Below are 19,713 nucleotides of genomic sequence, written 5' to 3' on the forward strand. Positions count from 1 at the left end.
GCAAAAGTGGGGAATTTCTTCTGCAACTTTGTCCTATTTTATTTTGCAACAAACAGGGATCAGTTCATTAAAATTGTTTACAAGCTCGTTTTATTTAAAACCATTTTATAAATTAAAAGAAGTTTTTTTATTTTCTAAAGCTTTTGCAAGCATCTACATAAGCCAGTATGTTCTCCCAAGGCACCTCAGGTTCAAGCATATGCGTCGGAGTGCAGCACAATCCGCCTTTATCCCCTGCTATTTCAAGGTTTTTATAGACTGTATCTCTAATCTCTTCAGGAGTGCCAAAGGGCATGATTGTCTGGGTCCCTATAGTACCATTGAAGGAAAGCCTGTTGCCGAATTCCTCATGTATCTCCTTAAAATCCATACATTCAGGCTGAACCGGATTCAACACATCAATACCTGCATCAATCAAATCATTTATAAAAGGTTTCACATATCCACAGGAATGGTATATTATAATCACATCCTGTTTTTCTTTCCTTATTGCATCTATGACCTTTTTCAATCTCGGCTTAAGCCAGGTCCGATACATTTCTTTGCTCATCATAATGGTTTTCTGCATGCCTATATCGTCGCCAAGCTTTATTATATCCACACCGGACCTGGCATAAGCAGTCCCTCTTATACAAGCAGCCTCTGTTACCCTGTCAAGAAGATATTCGGCCTTTTCGTCCTCCATCATCATATCCATCATGAGCTCTTCCATGCTTCTCATATACCAGCTTGTTTCCCATATTGTACATTCCATGCCCCCTACGGCTGCCAATCCCATGGCATGTATGTCCTCCACCTGTTTCTTCTGGTGTTCTCCGCTTGCCATGCTGTAATCGGGGAAAGGATATTCTTCAAGCCGGCTCAGGCTGTCGATGTTCGCCAGGGGATGTCTCATCCTTGTCATATGTTTTGAAGTTTCGCTTCCGGGTTCATAAGCCACTCCCCATACATCAAAGGTTGTCCCAGGCAGCAGCTCATAATCATAATAACTTCGGAATTTTTCAGTATCCACATCGGGAAGTCTTAAATCGTCAACCGTTCTTGACGAAAATCCAAAATACTCAGCATAGTCAGTCCGGCCTGTCCTCTCCTTAAAAGTTTCATACAATGATGGGCACAAATTAAACTCTACAGGGACCTCACTGTAACCCTGCCTCCTGTATAACGAAATAAGGTTGTCTCTTTTATTCATATGTAGTAACCTCCATATATTTTATTTTCAAGATTTCATACAAAGAAATGAAGGGACGGTTCACAACATTATGGCATTGACATATACCCCAGTGGCCTATCTATCGGATTTATATATACCTAAATTCCGAACAATGATATGTGAAAGATGAATGAACTGTCCCACATCTACGCATATTTTTTATATGTATTATCATCTCTATGGCATTTTACAATATAATTTGAATAATTCCCCTAAAATTATCGCTATTAAAGAGCTCGAGAGGGTCCCGACAAGATAATAATCACTGAAATCATTGCTCCTAAACTGCCTGAACCTGGCTATAGATTTGGCTGCAATCACGAATGCTATGCTTTCATAATGAGAACTTATAACAAACAGGAAAATAATTATCCTCTCAAGTATTCCTATGGCTTCTCCATATTTATACGGCGATTTATTCCGATCTTCATTGGCAGCTGCCGTCTCCTGTATCGTCTCGTTTGCCGGTATTTTGGCCGTATGAGTACTCTGCATGCTTCTTTTATCAGCCTGGCTGTCTTTAAGCTGTTCCGGTAAATTTAAAAAAAGCTTTACTGCGACAGTCCCACCATTTATTAGAAAAAGCATGCATGAGATAAATAAAATGGTGGAGGTAAAATTGCCATATTGAGCATGTTCCAATTCGGGATATGTAAGGTGCAGCCATACAGCCGCTTTTTGTCCTGCCAAGTTAAGTGTTACCCTTTTATACAGGGGATTCAATACAAATATAAATGCTATATGTAAAATCTGGTCAATTATAAAAAATACTATTTGCAGCTCACATTTAAACTTTTTTTCACAATTTATTTTTAAATAGTCTATTATAAAATGTGAAATGGATAGTATAAGGATACATAAAACCATATAGCCGCCGATAAGAGGAAGAGTCAGTACAAAAACAGAAGCAAGGAACATCAGGGAATGTTTTAAAAGTATTTTGGAATCTTTTCTCTTCAGCCTGCTCATAACATCATTCTGAATATAAAAGTCATTAAGCACATGGCTTAATATAAATAGATTTATTATCATTTTGTTGTACATATAAAACCTCACCAGTTTCTTCATAAAATATTCATCTGCTATAATGCATTTAAGGCGTATATTTTATGTTTATGTATTGTACAATGCATATTTCATAAGTATGTACTATACAGTGCATATTTCATGAGTATGCATTATGGAGTGTATCATTTTTTATAATGTCTGCTTATAATTTCATCAAGCATTGTGTCCACCATATTTCCGCTTAAGAAAATCAACAATATTCTTTTCTGCATATTTTATTTCATAATAACCTGCATTATTTAATAACCTGCTAACCGATCCCTGAGTCACTTTCAGCTCGTCAGCCACGGCACACTGAGATTTTTTCTTATTATATAGCTCAATAGCCTGGTTCTGCTTTGGAGTCATTTTATCTTTATATACCTCCATAAGATAAATCAATGAATTTATCAATTCATCTTCAGCGGAGCCTGTACAAAAACAAATGGACGGCTTTTTCTCCTTGGCACGCATCACCATACTGCGGGCATTATGATATGCCGGTCCGTCAGACCTTATTGCAATACTATAATCCGGCTGTATATCCATTCCTCCAATGCCTACGCCATATACAAGCTTAACCGGCTTCATGTTCTGCGAAATAAATTTTATTATCTCGCAGCTCAAATAAGAATACTTTCCATACAGCAGCCCCTGAAACTCGTCACCAAGGGTAACAGTAAACCTTGATGCAATATACTCCTTATATTTGTCATTTACCATATGCTCAACTACACCAACGAATTGCTTCTGTACCTCAACACGATTGCCAAGCTCTCTTGACTTAACAATATCGCCTATTATAGCACAATAGTCCATCTATAATTCCCCTCTTTATCATAAAACTGCGGGCTGTTATTTGTCTTCAAAAAAGTATTCCTTTATAATAAAATTTAACATCATTATCTTGAATTTGTAAAGATGGTAAGGCTGATGAATATTTTTTTATTGTGATACAAGGTGAAGGTACAGTTCACGACATTATAGCACTGTTAACTCATTGATAAACTGCAACATGAACTTTTCATATTATTTCTGCCTTCTCACCCTGCGTTTGAGCATTACCGCAGCAAAGACAACTAAAAAATGTATGCATTGACAAAACAAAGTCTTAAATGATATGCTCATTGCGTATATATACATAAAAAAGGAGCAGCTTAATGCAAATGTCATCAAGTAAAGGTTTGTACAAAAGAGTTATACAGCTTATGATTCCTATAGCTTTACAGAACGTCATTACATATTTGGTAGGTTTTACAGATAATTATATGGTAGGCGTCCTTGGAGACCGTCCTCTGGCAGGGACATACGCTGCCAGTCAGCTGCAGAACATACTGCAAATGCTGGTAATCGGCCTGGGGGCTGCTATTACAATTTTAGCCTCTCAATACTGGGGGAAAAAGGATACGGAAAGTATTAAAAGCATCACTGTTCTGGCCCTCAAGTTCAGTGTAGGAGCAGGGCTTGTATTCTTTATTGCATCATTGTTTTTTCCCGCACAGATACTCGGCATCTTTACAAATGATCAAGGTGTACTGAATGAAGGCCTTAAGTTTACGTATGTAATCCGCTATACATATGTTTTCTTCTGCATTACACAGGTTCTGATCTCTTCCATGCGCAGTGTGGAAAGAGTAAAAATCGGAATGAACATAACCATTATTACATTTTTCGTTAATCTATTCTTCAACTGGGTATTCATCTACGGCCACCTTGGAGCACCGGCTCTTGGCGTAGCCGGCTCGGCTATTTCAACATTAATAGCCCGTATAATTGAAACCATTATAATGGTTGTCTATGTGAGATTCATAGATGACAGGCTGCTTCTCAGGTTTAAAGACTTGTTCAAATCAAACGCTGTTTTTGTAAAGGACTTCTTCAAGTACGGCTCTCCCGTAATACTGGGAGATATACTCTGGGGAATCAACCTGGCAGTGCAGGGCCTCATTATAGGCAGGCTTGGGGAGACTGCCATGGCTTCAGTCAGCATTACCAATAATGTTTTCTCCATTATGGGTGTTGCCGTATATGGAACAGCGGGAGCATCCGCAATAATTATCGGAAAAACCGTTGGTTCAGGGGATTATGAAAGAGTAAAGGAGTATGCAAAAAAACTGCAGATACTGTTCTTGATTATGGGAATAATTTCCGGTTCTGCTTTATTTGCACTGAAAGGCCTCATACTGCATTTTTATAATTTGTCGGGAAACTTATCAGCAGATACCATTACCATGGCAACACAGTTTTTAATAGTGCTGTCCATTACGATGGTGGGTACCTCTTACCAGATGTCAACGTTGACAGGCATTGTCCGTGCAGGAGGCGCCATTTACTTTGTACTTGTAAATGATTTTATATTTGTCTGGTTTATAGTTATTCCATCGGCCTTGATAGCACAGACTGTATTTCATGCCTCGCCTTTGATTGTATTTGCCTGCCTTAAAAGTGATCAGATACTTAAATGCGCCGTGGCAGTTGTAAAAGTAAACCGCTTTAATTGGATTAAAAAACTTACAAGAGAACCTGCTAAAACTGTCAGCGCTTGATTCTTGGAAAATATATGGACGTAAAAAAAGGCAAGCCATACATTTCGCGGCTTACCTCTTTATTTACTTCTTTAACACTACATATAACAGAACAAAGTTGATGGTTTATTCCAATTCAAAAGCGCCTGTATACAACTGATAATACTTCCCTCTCTGGGCAATCAGTTCTTTATGGTCACCCTTTTCAATAATTCGGCCGTTTTCAAGAACCATTATAACATCCGAATTTTGCACAGTTGAAAGGCGATGGGCAATGACAAATACGGTCCTGCTCCTCATAATGGAATCCATGCCGCGCTGTACAAGGGCCTCCGTACGGGTATCAATCGAGGATGTCGCCTCATCCAAAATCATAACAGGAGGGTCGGCCACGGCGGCGCGGGCGATGGAAATCAACTGTCTTTGGCCCTGCGACAGGCCGCTGCCGTCGCCTGAAAGAATGGTCTGATAACCCTTTGGCAGCATCCTTATAAAACTGTCCGCATTTGCAAGTTTGGCTGCCGCAATGCATTCTTCATCGGTTGCGTCCAGCCTGCCGTAACGTATATTCTCCATGACGGTTCCTGTAAACAGGTTGACATCCTGCAGGACTATACCAAGAGACCGTCTCAAGTCGCTCTTTTTAATTTTATTTATATTTATACCGTCATAGCGGATTTTGCCGTCCGTAATGTCATAGAAGCGGTTAAGCAAATTGGTAATAGTGGTTTTCCCCGCGCCTGTTGCGCCAACTAATGCGACCTTTTGTCCGGGCTTTGCATGCAAAGTAATATTATGCAGTACAATCTTGTTTTCCTCATATCCGAAGTCCACATTATAAAATTGAATCTCGCCCTTTAGTTCAGTTAATGTTACCGTGGAGTCGCCGTGAGGATGCTTCCACGCCCATAATTCCGTACGCTCCCCGGTTTCAACCAAAACGCCGTTTTCCTTTTTTGCATTGACAAGGGTGACATAACCTCCATCGGTTTCACTTTTCTCATCCAATAGTTTAAAGACTCTATCTGCCCCCGCAAGTGCCATAATGACGGAATTTATCTGCTGAGATACCTGTCCAATCGGCATCACAAAGCTTCTGGACAATTGCAGGAATGAAGCAATCATACCAAGCGACATAACATCTGCGCCTGTCAGGCTTATATTGGTAACTTTGGCAATGCCCATTGCACCGCCTGCAACCGCAATCAATACATACAAAACATATCCGAGGTTGTTCATGACAGGCATCAGTATGTTGGCATATTTATTAGCCTCGGTCGCGTTGGTGCAAAGCTCATCATTTTTCTTGTCAAATGTTTCTTCCGCCTTTTCTTCATGGCAGAATACCTTTACAACCTTCTGGCCGTTAATCATTTCCTCGATATAGCCGTTTATGTCGCCAATTGATTCCTGCTGTTTCACAAAATAGATTCCGCTTTTCCCTGTGATTTTGCGGGTGACTTTCGATATAACATAGATGAAAACAATAACAAAGAGGCTGAGCCATACGCTGATATATAGCATTGCAAAAAATACTGCAACTATAGTAAATATAGAAGAAATCACCTGCGGAATGCTCATCGAAATCATTTGGCGGAGCGTATCGATATCATTTGTATAATGGCTCATGATATCGCCATGAGTGTGGGTATCAAAATATTTTATAGGCAAGGTCTGCATATGAGAAAACATTTGATCACGTATTTTTTTCTGTACACCCTGCGCAATAACAACCATTGTCCTGTTGTAAAACAATGTTGCCAGGACACCAATAAGAAAAATGCCACCCATCAATATTATAGCTCTCAGCAAACCTGAAAAATCAGGTACCGCTTGAAGCAGAAGCGGGGAAATAAATTCATCTATCAGTTTTTGCAAAAACAGCGAGGAAACCGCACCCGTAACGGAACTGACCAAAATGCAGACAATAACAAAAATAAAATACAATCTGTACTGCTTCAGATAAGAAAGTAGCCGTTTTACCGTGCCCGGGTTCATTTTACCTCTTGGTGCAATTCCATGCATATTGCGGCCGGGGCCCATAGGTCTATTCATTTTCCTTACCCCCTTTTACCTGTGATTCATAGACTTCCCTGTAAATGGAGCTGCTCTTCAGCAGTTCTTCATGTGTGCCGACTGCGCTGACTTTTCCATCATCCATTACAATAATTTTATCGGCATCCTGGACGGAAGCAACACGCTGCGCAATAATCAATTTTGTCGTATCCGGAATCTCGTCATGGAAAGCACGGCGTATAAGCGCATCTGTTTTGGTATCAACCGCACTGGTTGAATCATCCAGAATCAGTATTTTAGGCTTCTTCAAAAGTGCCCTTGCAATGCACAAACGCTGTTTCTGTCCGCCTGAAACATTGGTACCTCCTTGCTCTATATAGGTATCATACTTGTCAGGGAAGGCCTGGATGAAATCATCCGCCTGCGCCAGTTTGCATGCACGTACCAGGCCTTCATCGGTTGCATTTGCATCGCCCCAGCGGAGGTTTTCTTTGATGGTACCAGAGAACAGCACATTTTTTTGAAGCACCATTGCCACCTGGTTTCGGAGAGTCTCAATGTCATATTTACGGACATCGACGCCGCCGACAGTTACACGGCCCGCTGTAACATCATATAACCGGGGTATCAGCTGCACAAGGCTTGTTTTTGAAGAACCAGTTCCGCCAAGAATGCCTATGGTTTCGCCTGATTTTATTTTAAGGTTGATGCCGTTTAAGACCAGCTTTTCCACATTTCTCACATAGCTGAAATCCACGTTTTCAAAGCAAATATCACCATTTTGAACGGCATACACAGGAGCGTCACAATTTTTTAAATCGCTTTCCTCATCCATCAGTTCTACAATTCTTTCAGCAGATGCCCTCGATATTATAATCATTACAAACACCATTGAAAGTCCCATAAGGCTTCCCAAAATCTGCATCGTATAGGCAAGAAGGCTCATTAGCTCTCCTGTACTCAGCCCGTTTTGAGGGTTGCCGCCGCATGCCACAATAACCCTTGCCCCGAACCACGAAATCAAAAGCACGCAGGCATAAGTGCTGAACTGCATCAAAGGCATATTGAATGCAATTGTCTTTTCTGCTCTTGAAAAACCGGTATAGATGTCTTTGGAAATATCGGCAAACTTTTTATTTTCATGGTCCTCGCGGATAAAGGACTTTACGACACGGATGCCATGAAGATTTTCTTCGACAACATTGTTAAGCTTGTCATATGTTTTAAATACCCTCTGAAAAATCGGATGTACATGCCTTACAATCAGATACAGACCGGTCCCAAGGAGCGGTACGAACGCAACAAAAATAAGAGTAAGCTTTGCGTCGATGCTGAATGAGGCTATCAAGGAAAAAGCCAACATAAGCGGCGCACGGAATGCCATGCGGATAGTCATCTGATAAGCCATCTGCACATTGGTAACATCGGTTGTCAAACGGGTTATAATGCTTCCTGTTGAAAACTTATCAATATTTGAAAACGAAAAGTTCTGTACATTATAATACATGTCATGGCGAAGATTCTTTGCAAATCCGGAGGATGCAATTGCCGCACTGCGTCCTGCCAGTGCACCGAAGAACAAAGAAATAAATGCAGCTATCAATAATGCAACACCAATCTCTATGATATATGGCATATTGCCGCCATCAATGCCTTTATCAATCAATCTCGCCATAAAAAGCGGAATAACTACTTCCATAATGACTTCCATTGTAACATAAGTAGGCGCAAGTATTGAATCTTTTTTATACTGCCTTACGCAGCTTGCCAGTCGTTTAATCATTCATATTTCCCCCCAGTCATAAATCCTAAAAATGTTTCCAAAAGAAACTGTTTCAGATGGAAACGATGTTTGACGTCAAACAATTATTTCAAAAATAAAGTCGATCTTTTATATCGGCATGGTGATTATTTTAAATTATTTTTCATTCTTTCAATATATGAGGATAGATTATCAATTTCCTCCTGCGTAAAACCGTTCAAAAGGATAGCTTCCGTATTTTTAATGTCATTCATTATTTCCTGGTGCAGAGCTAAAGCCTTTGGAGTAAGTACAAGTTTTTTTAACCGCGCATCATCTGAAACACCGTGCCGCTCAATCAGCCCTTTTTGCTCCATTAGTTTAATTACCTTGGATATGGTGGATCTTGTTGTGGAAAATTTTTCTTCCAAATCCTTTTGAAAAACATCCTTGTCCGGGTTATCCGCAATATATGCGATAATCCAGCCGTTTGCCCCTGTAACACTCTTTGCATATTGAAAAGTGGCCGAGTTTTCCACATGACGCCTTAGCAGGTTTGAAAGACTACGGATTTCTCCACCTATTATTTTTTTATGCACGCAATAAGCCCTCCTTTTCATAATGTTGTATGTCAAACTGTATGACATACAACATTATAATGTGTTACATTTGTTTTGTAAATAGATATTTACTAAAATAATATGGTGATATACAATCAATTTTAGATAATTATTTGATGAATTGTCCCCGCATCTAAAAGATATTTCAGATATTTATGTGCCTGAGCCTTAGAGCAGTCATTGCCCTTCAAAAATTTCCATTCTAAAATGAGAAGAATTATATTGCAATAGTGGTCTGCTACAATCTCAGAGGGTTTCGTCGAGAGAAGCCTAAACATAGTACCGGAAAAAGCGTCTAATGTCCGCTCCTCTGGTTATTTTTTTGTAATATCATATTTTATAGAATACCTTTTTTACAGATTTCAAGTTTTTGTCTAAGCTTGAACAAAAGCTTTTATTTGATTCTTGCTATCATTTGCATTTCAATTTATCATAAGGTATAGAAGTTTGCAACTGTCTGAAATTATTCGAATGAAAATTATTTACAAAATTAATTACAAAGATGATTCGGATGATAGATAAAGGAGGTTAAGATCATGATCTTTTATTTTTCAGCGACAGGAAACAGCAAGTATGTCGCTTTGAAAATTGCGGCAGAGACAAAAGAAGAACCAATCGCCATTGCAGACTGCGTTAAAAATCAGCAGTTCACATTTGTGGTAAAGGATAAAGAAAAAATTGGATTCGTTACCCCGACCTATTTCTGGGGATTACCAACCATTGTAGGTGAATTTCTTGAAAAACTGGAACTTAAGATTCCGGATTCACACCATTCCTATATCTATCATGTAGCAACATTCGGAACAACAACCGGACAAGCCGGTCGCATGGTCGACGAGATTTTGAAAAAAAGAGGTTTATCTTTGGATGGTATGTTTAGTGTGCAGATGCCCGATACGTGGACACCAATTTTTGATCTTACCGACAAGGAAAAAATAGAGAAAATCAATCATAACGCTGAGATGCAGATCGATGAAGCGATCGAGAAGATCAAGTGGGAATTCTTCGGAGATTTCAGTTGCCGAAAGGTACCCATGTTTGCGGTTAAATTGTTTTACCCGCAGTATGAGAAACAACGGAAAACAAAGCATTTTACGGTTGGGGACAGCTGTATCGGATGTGGGCTTTGTGCAAGAAAATGCCCGGTTGAGGCGATTGAGATGCAAGGGGGCAAGCCGGTATGGGTCAAGGAAAAGTGTACGCTCTGTCTTGGGTGCCTGCACCGCTGTCCGAAGTTTGCAATCCAATATGGAAGGAAAACCAAAAAACATGGTCAGTATGTCAATCCGAATGTAAAGATATAAAAAGAATATGTCATTGATACAGTATTTTCATTTTGTTCAATATTGGACAAAACTGATTTTTTGTCACTTGTATATCTTTGAAAGAGGGCATATCATAGATTTAACACATATAAATATGTTTACATGTGTTTGCAATTAATATTATGGATTTTCTGAATAACATTAAAGACATGCCGACCCTCTATCCCGGCAGGGACAAGGTCAATAGGGAAAGGAGGAAAAGAAAATGACGGAAACTACAAAGAGCACCACAAGCGGCAAAGCCGGCAATATTCTGGGTTGGATTGGCCTGATTCTGGGCGTCATCGCCTTCTTCTGGCAACCCGTCTTCCTGGGTATCGTGGCCATCGTACTGGGCCTGATCGGCGTCTTCTCCCCGAAGAAAGTTCTGAACATCATTACCATGGTGGTGGGTGTGGTTGCCCTGATTATTGGGCTGGCATAGTTTCGGCCCAGCCAGGACGGATTCATCTTATTAGGAGAGAAGTCTCTCCACTCCCCAGTTTGTCAAAGACCCTCTACGGGGGCAATGTTTCCCATAGAGGGTCTTTGACTTGATTCTTGTGGTCTTCCATCAATGTTTTTGCAACGCACCTAAAAGATATTTGAGGTACTCGTGTGCCTGAGCCTTGGAGCAGTTATTCCCTCTCAAAAAGCTCCATTCCAATATGAGAAAGACAGTATTGCTGTAATGGTCTGCGATAATCTCATAGGGAATTTTGTAGTGTTCCTTGCAGGAAGACTGCCGAAAAATTTCCCGCATTTGGTTATCCAGATAGCCTCGGAAATGATTCAACAGGAAAGTTCTCGTGGAGTTGAATTTAAGAATGCGTTGGATGCTTACCAGATAAGTGGATGCAAAATCATACGCGCGGTCGAAAAATATATACAGGCTTTCCTCCGGGTCAAGCTCTGCATATTGCTCAAGATGAATATGTTTGCCGATGGTATACCAGCAATAATTCAGCAAATCATACTTATCGTCAAAATAATTGTAAAACGTAGCGCGAGGGTAATTGCTTTTCTCACAAAGCTCGTTTACCGTGATTTCCTCAAAAGGCTTTGTCGAGAGCAGTTCAAACATCGTACCGGAAAATGCATCCAAGGTCCGTTCCGCTCCCCTGGTTGCTTTTTTTGTAAGATCGTATTTCATAGATATACCCCTTTTTCGAATTTCATTATTTCGTCCAAATTTGGACAAAAGCATATTTTTGATACTTGATAACTTTTGCATTTTAGTCTATCATAAAGTATGAAAGTTTGCAAGCGTCTAATATTGTTCGTTAGTGTAAAACTATTGGACTTGACCTCTCAAAGGATGAGAGTTACTAAATATTTGGTAAAATTCTTATGGAAACCAAACCCGATATCAAACTGCTCATCAGCAATGCCGGTGTTGTCAAACGCGGCAATTTCGATGAAGCTGGGCTAAAGGGCCAATTAGATATGTGCGATTTGAATGTTAAAGGCGCTACAGCAGTGACCCATCTTTGCCTGCCCTATATGAAAAAAGGCAGCATCATTATGGAAACCTGTTCAGTTTCAGCGTTCGCGCCGAACCCACATTTAAATGTCTATAGTGCAACAAAGGCTTATCTGAAGTCTTTCTGCATAGGTTTGCGGCAGGAATTGAAGTCACGCGGTATCAATGTTTGCGCGGTCCATCTCGGTTGGATGAATACTGAAATGAACGCCGGTGCAAGAAACACAAGACATACTGATGTGTCTAATTTCCTACCGGAAGTGAACGTTAAAAAACTTGCATCAAGGTCGCTGGCAGCAGCAAGGAAGGGACGGGCTTCCTATACACAGGGCGCTTTTTATAAGTTTTACCACTTACTGGCAAAAAATTTGCCACATACCTTAGTCGTGAAATTTTCTGCAATGTGATTAGCGTGAAGATGGCGGCTGTATTGCTGGTGGCGGGCAACCAAAGTCCACAGTGATGAAGCTGAGGGATACGAGGGCCAAAAGAGCATCAGTCCTATATGAGGACGACCGGAAAGAACAAAGAAGAGTCAGCTACAAGAATACTGATATAATATCTATTTATAATGGATTCTATGGAAAACCAAATTGCAAATGGATAATTAAAAGAAGGTATGTAACCTACATCTTATGAGCAGATTACATACCTTGTAAAAACTTTAGAGGAATTTAAAATTAGTAATAGAGGTTTAATCCTTTATAATTTCGGTCCTGTTCGGACTGTTTCGTCCTTCAAGTTCAGGAGGACGCCCTTCCAGTGCGGCAAATGAGATTTCAATATCCTCAGTGGCTTCTTCAGGTGTCAGACAGCCTACGGTAACCATGTCGCATGGGCGAATGGTATTCCAGACAAATGTAAGCCCTACAAAAGGACTTGTTCTTCCTGCAGCCATAGGCTTGATGGTCATGACCGGTTTCTTTGCGTTCCATATGACTTTGTGTATATATTCCACTTCAACCTGCATTAAAAAGCCCATGCAGTTATATATCTGTATATAAGTTTGTACATCATATCCATTAAGATCCGAGTAAATGACGAGTTCAGGCATATGGCAGGACAGTCCAGGTATCATGTCATGATCCCTTATCATCTTTAAATAGTCGGGCAGTCTGTCTATGGTTTTCCTGTTCTTGTTGACCAGTTGTTCGACGGAAGAATGATGAATCAGGCATAAAGAAGCTCCATTCTTCTTGCTCAAAGCGATGGTTTTTTCTGCTTCTTTGCGTGATGCCGTATCATCATCTACATTAATTATTGGAGTGTCGACAATTATCATGCCCTTTCCTGTGCGGTCTTCTGCTTCCTTAACGGCATCGATCAGGTGTTGATTCCCTGCAAAGGGTCCCATGATTGTGTCAACTCCTGAGCTCAAAAATATCTCAAGCATACTTGCTATGGCGTCTGTAGTGCTATTTCGCATTCTTATCATATTGTCGGCGGCAGAACTGGTATGACTATACCCCAGTATCCAATTGGTGCCTATTACCATTCTTGACAGTGACAAGCCGGCTACTTTAGTGCGCGGAAACATTTTTACCAAAATCTATTCCCCCTTCATATTAATATTTATTGATAATACCTCTTTCTATTAGTTATAAAACAAGGATAGCAAGAGGAACATCTCTATTCTATCATAATTATTGCAAGAATACTCCGACATTTATAGATAGGCTTCAATTCGTAATATGAGCTTATGTTATTTTGAACACTCATTCGCCAGATTCAAGTTTTGTAAGTTCTAAGGCCAGCAGCCTTAAGAATCCAAGAGCTTTTGAAACTCGTTTCACTCAGACAATCAAAAGCTCTAAGGATTCTTTGCAGCAGCAAAGCCAAGAACTTATCAAAACTTTCATAATGCTCATTCGTTGCTCAAAATAACATAATCTTATTTATGCCTGATTTCATATTGCGAATCGAAGATAGATAGGGAGATAAATTGTATCTATTGTAATTTACTTAAATTATGTCATAATTTAAGTAGAAAAAGAAGCAAGATATAATTGTATTTGACCGTAAAACAACAGATAAAGCATCTCTTATTTTTATATAGAACAATACAGAACGTGAAACTAAGATTATTTGACGGGGGAATTCATTTTGATTGAAGTGAAATTTTATGAAACAGTTGATGACCGTTTGCTTAAATTTGCGGTAATCGCGTCTAAATATCAGGGCCGGTGGATATTTTGCAAGCACAGACAGAGGGATACTTTTGAAATTCCCGGCGGACATCGGGAGCCAAATGAAGATATTCTGACCACCGCCAGAAGAGAACTGTTTGAAGAGACGGGAGCCACCGACTATTCTATAATGCCCATCTGTGTCTATTCGGTCGAGGAAAACGGTGCCGCTCCAATACATAATAAAACGTTTGGTAAGCTGTTTTTTGCAGATGTCCATGTACTGGGGCCGCTACCGGAGTTTGAAATTGAAAAAATAAAACTTTTTTATGATATGCCCTCCGAATTGACATATCCGCAAATTCAGCCCACATTGATGGACAAGGTAAAGGCGATCGTAGGTTAGGAAGGAATATTTTAAATCGGAGGCTGTTTAAACATGATTAGCCATGAACAACAGGAAGTTATAATGCTTCTGACAGAACAGATGAAAGGGAGAAAATTGGTCTGGGCTCTGACCGGAAGTGCTAGTTTTGTTATTCAAGGCATGAGTATGCCTGTTCACGATATTGATATTCAGACGGATGATAAAAGTGCCTATGCCGTAGCGGGGCTTTTGAGGGAATTTATCGTAAAACCGGTATGTTTTTCAACATCTGCTGCCATCCGGTCCCATTTTGGCGAATTGAATATTCATGGAGTCAAGGTTGAAATAATGGGGGCGGTTCAGAAAAGATTGCCGGATGGAGGCTGGGAAGAGCCGGTCGATGTAAATGCCATGTTGAAAAAGGTGCTTTACATGGGCGTAGAGATTCCGGTTTTGCCCCTCGAATATGAGTGCGAGGCTTACCGGAAGCTGGGCCGAATTGAAAAGGCGGACAGCATCCGGCGATTTCTGGAGCTTAAGCAGCAGTGTAGTAAACAAAGATAGATTTTCAATGAAACGGACCAATCAACAAGGGAAAGGGGGATTTTCTATGCAACCAGTCATTGACCATATCCATATTACGGTATCTAACCTGAAACGGGCCGAAAGGTTCTATGATATGCTGCTGCCGCTTTTGGGGTTTGATATTAAAAACAAAGAAATTGATATGGTTCCCGAACATGAGTATCAAATCATCGAATACAATCATCGCAATTTTTCCATTGGGCTTGTGAGCCCGCGTTCCGCTTTTGCGGAAGATAAAATAAACAGAAGGAAACCGGGGGCTCTACATCATCTTGCTTTTGCCGCCGATTCGCGAGCGGATGTTGATAGACTTTACCGGAAAATTTTAAAAATCGGCGCGCAGATCGTACATAAGCCGCAGGAGTATCCGGAGTACTGCGCGGATTACTATGCCTTTTTCTTTAAGGATTTTGAAGGAATAGAACTGGAGATCGTTTATTTCAACCGGCCCGGGTACTTTGAGAAAAAGAGTGATATGAAATGGAAATTTCCGAAAATCCGGGAAATAGAAGCTGAAGATCGGCAGGCTGTAAATGATTTTATAAAGAAGCACTGGCTGTCTGTCAATATGGTTGTCAGAGGACAGGTAGTTGATATGACTACATTGGACGGTTTTATCGCCAGTGAGAAAAAATTAATTGTGGGTCTTGTCACATATCGGATTTCGGATGGCGAATGTGAAATCATGTCCCTCGACAGCATTGAGGAGAACCATGGCATCGGCACCGCTCTGCTTAATTGTGTTATCCGGATGGCGGAAAGCAAAAGATGCAAAAGGGTCAAATTGATCACGACCAATGATAACATCCGCGCCATCCTTTTTTACCAGAAGCGGGGCTTTGATATGGCCCGTCTGTATCGAAACGCGTTGGATGTTTCAAGAAGGCTGAAGCCTGAAATTCCACTTAAGGGTGATTTTAATCTTCCAATCCGTCATGAAATTGAATTTGAACTTTTGCTTTCAGATGAATGTAATAATCAATAAATAACTTCGATTTGCAATTTGAAATCAGTCATAAGCTCATATTACCAATCGAAGCAATAAATAGAAGCAAGGTTGAAATAGATTTTTACTGGAGGAATTTCTAATGAAGGATCTAAAAATTTCTGAGATGATGTCGCAGCAAAGGGAATTATGGGAGAAGTATAAAGACAAATGGTCGCCTATGGAACCGCCATATGGCAGAGATAGCATCCTCTGGATGATTGAAGAGCTAGGTGAGGTTATCGCTATTATTAAAAAGCGCGGAGAGACGGCGATTATGGAAGATGCAAAAGTCCGCAGTGCCTTTGTTGAAGAATTCGCAGATGTTTTAATGTATCTTACCGATGCCATGTTGCGATATGGAGTCACGCCGGATGAAATTTCAAGCGCCTATGTCAGCAAACATAATAAAAACATGGTCAGGGACTTTGACCGGGAACACAGCAGGTATTTAAAATGACTATTTTGGTATATGAAAAACTTGTGCGTGACAAAATTCCTGAGATCATCAAAGCGAACGGACAGAAGGGCTTTTTCCGTATTCTAGAAGATGAAGAATATCAGATCAAGCTGAATGAAAAGATGAAAGAGGAACTCATAGAGTATCTGACAAGCAATTCTGAAAGGGAGGCCGTTCAGGAACTTGCCGATATGAGCGAAATCATAGATGCCATTCTTGAACTGAAAGGGGTCTCAAAGGAAAAGTTTTGTGTATTTAAGCAAAAAAGAAAGGAAGATCGCGGAGGATTTCAAAAACGGCTTTTACTTGAAAAAGTTGAGAAGTAGAATTTTATGATTCAAAGCAAGGAGAAAAACCATGAAAAAATCGGAGTATGAGAACATTGAAAGATACATGCTTGAGTGTATGAAAGATAGCGCCCACGATAAAGAGCATATTTATCGGGTTTTGTACATGGCGCTTGATATTGCAAAATATGAAGAAAATGTTGATAAAGATACTTTAATAGCTGCTTGTCTGTTGCATGACATCGGCAGAGAGGAACAATTTAAGAATCCAGCTATAGATCATGCAAAAGCAGGAAGTAAAAAAGCCTATGACTTTTTGGTAAAAAGCGGCTGGTCGGATAGGCGGGCGTGGCATGTTAGGGAATGTATACTGACCCATCGGTTTAGAAGCGATCATCTGCCGAAAAGCATAGAGGCCCAAATACTCTTTGACGCTGACAAGCTGGATGTAGCGGGTACATTGGGGATTGCACGGACACTTGTTTATACCGGCCAGGTTTCCGAGCCCTTATATTCTGTAGATGAAAAAGGGAATGTTTTAGATGGTGAAAGTGACAGGATGCCGTCATTCTTTCAGGAATATAAATTTAAACTGGAAAATATCTATGATAAATTTTTCACTCAGAGGGGTAAACAAATCGCAAAGGAGCGGCAGGAATCTGCGGTTTCTTTTTACAACAGCATGTTGAGTGAGGTCAGATCTTGCTATTCATGTGGGAGAACCGAACTATCCGCTCTTTTAGCGGGTTTATGCTAATATAAAATATTTGAAAGAGAGGGTTTATCATGTACAATAATAAGATAGGCGTAATGGTGGATTCTTTTAAGCTTGGGCTTAAGGAGGGCATAAAAAAGGCAAAAGAGGTAGGAGCAGATGGCATACAGATTTATGCTGTAAGCGGTCCTATGGATCCCGACAATTTAAGCAGGTCGGACAGACGGGAATTGCTTGATTACATAAAATCAAAGGGGCTCGTTGTCTCCGCTCTTTGCGGTGATCTTGGGGGCCATGGCTTTGCTGTTTCAAAGGATAATCCGTGGAAAATCGAGAAATCCAAAAAAATAATGGATCTTGCAAAAGATTTAGAGACAAATGTTGTTACGACTCATATAGGGGTCGTGCCCGAGGATAGAAATAATCCGAGGTTTTCAGTAATGCAGGAAGCCTGTGAGGAGCTGGGAAATTATGGCGATAAAGTCGGGGCTTATTTTGCTATAGAGACGGGTCCTGAAAAGGCTGTTACATTGAAGGGTTTCTTAGACAGCCTTGATAGTAAGGGTGTAAGAGTTAATTTTGATCCTGCAAATTTTGTTATGGTGACAGGTGATGATCCGGTGCAAGGCGTGTACACATTGAAAGATTATATAGTCCATACCCATGCAAAAGATGGCATAATGATAAAAAAGACAAATCCGGAAATTGTATATAATGTTTTCGCAGAAGGCGGCATCGAGGATTTCAGGATTGAGGATTATTTCGTGGAGAAGCCGTTAGGCACGGGAAGCGTTGATTTTAAGGGTTACATTAAGGCGCTTAACGATATTTCATATAATGGTTTTCTCACCATCGAAAGAGAAGTAGGAGAAAATCCCGAAGCTGATATAAGGCTGGCTGTTAATTTTTTGAAGGATATTCTAAAGAAATAAAATAAACTTGTGTAAAATTTGCATAATGTTATTGATTTGGAGGATCAGAATATGAAAGATAAAGTCGGTATTGTTTTAGCTGGAATAGGAGGTTTTGGGAATAATTATGTGAACAGTCTTCTCGACTATAAGGGAGAAGAAATATTTGAAATCCGCGGCGTAGTCGATCCGAGGCCTGAGGGCTGTAGAAGGGTGAACGAGCTAAAATCAAGAAATATTCCCTTTTATAACTCTATCGAACAGTTTTATGAAAATGGGAACAGGGCCGACCTGGCGGTAATAAGCTCCCCGATACAGTTCCATTGCCGTCAGTCCTGCACGGCATTGTCCCATGGAAGTCATGTCCTTTGTGAAAAGCCAATAGCGGCTACATTGCAGGAAGCAAAAAAAATGGCTGATGAAAGAGACAGGGCAGGTAAAATACTTGCAATAGGATTCCAGTGGTCTTATAGTCCGGCTATTTTGGCTTTGAAGCAGGATATTCTAAATGGGCTTATGGGGAAACCTTTAAGGCTCAAAACCATGACATTGTGGCCAAGGGATTACAAATATTATAAAAGGGGTTGGGCGGCAAAGATAAAGGATGCATCGGGCAACTGGGTGCTGGACAGCATAGCAAATAATGCTACTGCCCATTACCTCCATAATATGTTTTTCATACTGGGGGATAAAGTAAATACGAGTTTACGTCCCGAAAAACTTGAGGCTGAGGTGTACAGGGCTAATAAGATACAAAATTTTGACACGGCAGTTATAAGAGCATATGCCGGAAATGTGGAAATGCTCTATATAGCCTCCCATGCTGTAGAGGATAACTTCGGGCCGGTATTCTGCTATGAATTTGAGAATGCAAAGGTAACGTATGATGAAAACGGCACCCGCGAAATAAAAGCATCGTTTGGCGATGGTACCGTTAAAAAATATGGCGATCCGACTAAGGATATAATGAGAAAATTGTTCGTTACCATCGATGCCATAAAAAAAGGTTCCGATTTCGTTCCATGTTCCATTGAAGCCGCAACTCCGCAGCTTTTGTGCATAAATGCGATACAGGATGCAGTGCATGAAGAAATACCTCAATTTCCGAAAGAATTAACTGTAGAGGATAAAAATTTATGCGGCGGGCCTGGCATATATGTAAGAGGCATGAGCGATTTTCTCAAAAAGTGTTATGAGGGCTGGAAGATGCCTTCTGAATACGATGTTTCTTGGGCAAAAAATACCGGTATGATAGATTTGAGGCACTATGATAACTTTATAGGTTGGAAATGATTAAGGCATGCATATAAATTATTTGAAGAATATGC

Annotated in this window: 20 protein-coding genes; 12 read left to right on the forward strand and 8 right to left on the reverse strand. The window is 40.3% G+C overall.

Annotated features, from left to right (window positions below):
* Positions 1-127: 127 nt before the first annotated feature.
* The 3 genes from QME45_09250 to QME45_09260 form a co-directional block, all read right to left on the reverse strand.
* Entirely contained in the window at positions 128-1,192 is a 1,065-nt protein-coding gene (locus QME45_09250; protein MDI6618843.1) for a uroporphyrinogen decarboxylase family protein, read from the reverse strand.
* A 198-nt stretch (positions 1,193-1,390) separates the two neighbouring features.
* Positions 1,391-2,257: a DUF3307 domain-containing protein gene (locus QME45_09255; protein ID MDI6618844.1), complete on the reverse strand. Its 867-nt coding sequence runs from the start codon at positions 2,255-2,257 to the stop codon at positions 1,391-1,393.
* A 177-nt stretch (positions 2,258-2,434) separates the two neighbouring features.
* Positions 2,435-3,079, reverse strand: coding sequence for a SatD family protein (locus QME45_09260; GenBank protein ID MDI6618845.1), 645 nt, complete (start codon positions 3,077-3,079; stop codon positions 2,435-2,437).
* Between the two features lie 347 nt (positions 3,080-3,426).
* Between QME45_09260 and QME45_09265 the strand changes: the two genes are divergently transcribed.
* Positions 3,427-4,806, forward strand: a complete 1,380-nt coding sequence (locus QME45_09265; GenBank protein ID MDI6618846.1) for an MATE family efflux transporter — start codon at positions 3,427-3,429, stop codon at positions 4,804-4,806.
* Between the two features lie 105 nt (positions 4,807-4,911).
* Here QME45_09265 and QME45_09270 read toward each other — a convergent pair whose 3' ends face one another.
* The 3 genes from QME45_09270 to QME45_09280 all read right to left on the reverse strand — a co-directional run bounded on the left by QME45_09270 (position 4,912) and on the right by QME45_09280 (position 9,141).
* Entirely contained in the window at positions 4,912-6,828 is a 1,917-nt protein-coding gene (locus QME45_09270) for an ABC transporter ATP-binding protein (protein MDI6618847.1), read from the reverse strand.
* Between the two features lie 4 nt (positions 6,829-6,832).
* On the reverse strand, positions 6,833-8,584 hold the full coding sequence (locus tag QME45_09275) for an ABC transporter ATP-binding protein (protein ID MDI6618848.1): 1,752 nt from the start codon (positions 8,582-8,584) through the stop codon (positions 6,833-6,835).
* A 125-nt stretch (positions 8,585-8,709) separates the two neighbouring features.
* Complete coding sequence (locus QME45_09280; protein MDI6618849.1) at positions 8,710-9,141, reverse strand: MarR family transcriptional regulator; 432 nt, start codon at positions 9,139-9,141, stop codon at positions 8,710-8,712.
* A gap of 557 nt (positions 9,142-9,698) precedes the next feature.
* On the opposite strand from QME45_09280, the gene QME45_09285 reads away from it, so the two are divergent.
* Together QME45_09285 and QME45_09290 are read left to right on the forward strand one after the other, a co-directional pair.
* Positions 9,699-10,466 carry an EFR1 family ferrodoxin gene (locus QME45_09285; GenBank protein MDI6618850.1) on the forward strand — a complete coding sequence of 256 codons (768 nt, stop codon included), beginning with the start codon at positions 9,699-9,701 and terminating at the stop codon, positions 10,464-10,466.
* 226 nt (positions 10,467-10,692) lie between these two features.
* Complete coding sequence (locus QME45_09290) at positions 10,693-10,911, forward strand: hypothetical protein (protein ID MDI6618851.1); 219 nt, start codon at positions 10,693-10,695, stop codon at positions 10,909-10,911.
* A gap of 129 nt (positions 10,912-11,040) precedes the next feature.
* On the opposite strand, the gene QME45_09295 is transcribed toward QME45_09290, so the two are convergent.
* Positions 11,041-11,619 carry a TetR/AcrR family transcriptional regulator gene (locus QME45_09295; GenBank protein MDI6618852.1) on the reverse strand — a complete coding sequence of 193 codons (579 nt, stop codon included), beginning with the start codon at positions 11,617-11,619 and terminating at the stop codon, positions 11,041-11,043.
* 197 nt (positions 11,620-11,816) lie between these two features.
* Between QME45_09295 and QME45_09300 the strand changes: the two genes are divergently transcribed.
* Positions 11,817-12,356: an SDR family NAD(P)-dependent oxidoreductase gene (locus tag QME45_09300; GenBank protein MDI6618853.1), complete on the forward strand. Its 540-nt coding sequence runs from the start codon at positions 11,817-11,819 to the stop codon at positions 12,354-12,356.
* 287 nt (positions 12,357-12,643) lie between these two features.
* Here the strand turns inward: QME45_09300 and QME45_09305 are convergent, their stop codons facing one another.
* Positions 12,644-13,486 carry a hypothetical protein gene (locus QME45_09305; protein ID MDI6618854.1) on the reverse strand — a complete coding sequence of 281 codons (843 nt, stop codon included), beginning with the start codon at positions 13,484-13,486 and terminating at the stop codon, positions 12,644-12,646.
* A gap of 569 nt (positions 13,487-14,055) precedes the next feature.
* On the opposite strand from QME45_09305, the gene QME45_09310 reads away from it, so the two are divergent.
* The 8 genes from QME45_09310 to QME45_09345 all read left to right on the forward strand — a co-directional run bounded on the left by QME45_09310 (position 14,056) and on the right by QME45_09345 (position 19,678).
* Positions 14,056-14,481, forward strand: coding sequence for an NUDIX domain-containing protein (locus tag QME45_09310; protein ID MDI6618855.1), 426 nt, complete (start codon positions 14,056-14,058; stop codon positions 14,479-14,481).
* Positions 14,482-14,514: 33 nt separating this feature from the next.
* Positions 14,515-15,006, forward strand: a complete 492-nt coding sequence (locus tag QME45_09315) for a hypothetical protein (GenBank protein ID MDI6618856.1) — start codon at positions 14,515-14,517, stop codon at positions 15,004-15,006.
* A gap of 46 nt (positions 15,007-15,052) precedes the next feature.
* On the forward strand, positions 15,053-16,012 hold the full coding sequence (locus tag QME45_09320; GenBank protein ID MDI6618857.1) for a GNAT family N-acetyltransferase: 960 nt from the start codon (positions 15,053-15,055) through the stop codon (positions 16,010-16,012).
* Between the two features lie 103 nt (positions 16,013-16,115).
* Positions 16,116-16,472, forward strand: a complete 357-nt coding sequence (locus QME45_09325; protein ID MDI6618858.1) for a DUF550 domain-containing protein — start codon at positions 16,116-16,118, stop codon at positions 16,470-16,472.
* Positions 16,469-16,798, forward strand: a complete 330-nt coding sequence (locus QME45_09330; protein MDI6618859.1) for a nucleoside triphosphate pyrophosphohydrolase — start codon at positions 16,469-16,471, stop codon at positions 16,796-16,798. Before QME45_09325 ends, QME45_09330 begins: the two co-directional genes overlap by 4 nt.
* A gap of 31 nt (positions 16,799-16,829) precedes the next feature.
* On the forward strand, positions 16,830-17,516 hold the full coding sequence (locus tag QME45_09335; GenBank protein ID MDI6618860.1) for an HD domain-containing protein: 687 nt from the start codon (positions 16,830-16,832) through the stop codon (positions 17,514-17,516).
* Positions 17,517-17,545: 29 nt separating this feature from the next.
* Positions 17,546-18,406, forward strand: coding sequence for a sugar phosphate isomerase/epimerase (locus tag QME45_09340; protein MDI6618861.1), 861 nt, complete (start codon positions 17,546-17,548; stop codon positions 18,404-18,406).
* A gap of 51 nt (positions 18,407-18,457) precedes the next feature.
* The gene (locus QME45_09345; protein ID MDI6618862.1) at positions 18,458-19,678 is read left to right on the forward strand and encodes a Gfo/Idh/MocA family oxidoreductase; all 1,221 of its coding nucleotides are present in this window, start codon (positions 18,458-18,460) and stop codon (positions 19,676-19,678) included.
* Positions 19,679-19,713: the final 35 nt, after the last annotated feature.

It is taken from the genome of Clostridiales bacterium, assembly GCA_030016385.1.
GTDB lineage: Bacteria > Bacillota > Clostridia > Clostridiales > Oxobacteraceae > JASEJN01.